This is a genomic window from Lentzea aerocolonigenes (genome assembly GCF_000955955.1).
Taxonomy (GTDB): Bacteria; Actinomycetota; Actinomycetes; order Mycobacteriales; family Pseudonocardiaceae; genus Lentzea; species Lentzea aerocolonigenes_A.
In genome coordinates, this window is sequence record NZ_JYJG01000635.1 from 1 (window position 1) to 875 (window position 875).

The 875-nt window shown below is 65.6% G+C and carries 2 protein-coding genes; both read right to left on the bottom strand.

What is annotated here, in order from left to right; all coding sequences use genetic code 11:
* Positions 1-205, bottom strand: a 205-nt coding sequence (locus tag UK23_RS54470) for a chitosanase (protein ID WP_045318566.1), incomplete at its 3' end; no start/stop codon positions are given.
* Positions 206-448: 243 nt separating this feature from the next.
* The coding region (locus UK23_RS48050; RefSeq protein WP_045318567.1) for a chitosanase at positions 449-875 on the bottom strand (427 nt) is incomplete at its 5' end.

Below are 875 nucleotides of genomic sequence, written 5' to 3' on the forward strand. Positions count from 1 at the left end.
TGTAACCGCGGCCGTCGTCGATGTCCTCGATGTAGCCGAACTGGCTCTTCCAGTCCAAAGTGGAGTTCTCCGCGCTGGACACGATCTGCATCGCGATGTCCTTGAGGCGCGGGTCGTTGAGGTCCGCTGCTTGGGCCGAGGTTGCGGTGGTGATGAGGGCGGCGCACGCCAGAAGCGCGGCCGCGACGCGACCAGAGATCTTCACGTGTGGTTCCTCCGGGGCCAGAAGTCGGTGTGTCCCGGGCGGCAGTGAGGCAACGGTAAGGGGCTCAGACCACTGCCGGCAAGAGGGTTTACCGGATCGGCGATCCGGTGTGATCAGCACTGGGCTGAACAGTGGTAGTGGTTGCGCCGCAAGCGTTTTCATCGGTAACTGGCGTTACCGGTTCCCCGCGCAGGAAGAGGGGCGCCCCGCTCGGAGCGCCCCTCTTCGTCTTCCGGCTTCCAGCTAGTTGATCGTGTAGCTGTCGCCGTAGACCTTCCACTTCAGCGGCGTCTTCAGGTCGAAGTTGCCGGCCTTGAGCCACACGCGCTGCGCGGTCTCGATGCGGGAGACGTCCTCGTGGGCCGCTTCCTGCTTCATGGCCCACACGCGGGCGTCCATGAAGGCGTTGAGCCACGTCTTCTCGTCGCCGCCCTGCGACGGCGGCTTCGCCTTGCCGAGCGCGCGCTTGCGGATGTTGCTGAAGCTGGTCTTGTCGCCACCGTCACCGTGCACGACGATCGCGTCGTAGTAGGCGAACTGGCCCAGGGCGCGCACGCCGTCGGCCTTGCCCTGCTTCACGGCCGGGTTGAAGTAGACCCGGTCGCGCTCGGACTCCTGCGCGGCCTTGAACGCGGAGTCCTTGGCCGCGGTCTTCCAGTCCTTGGTGTAG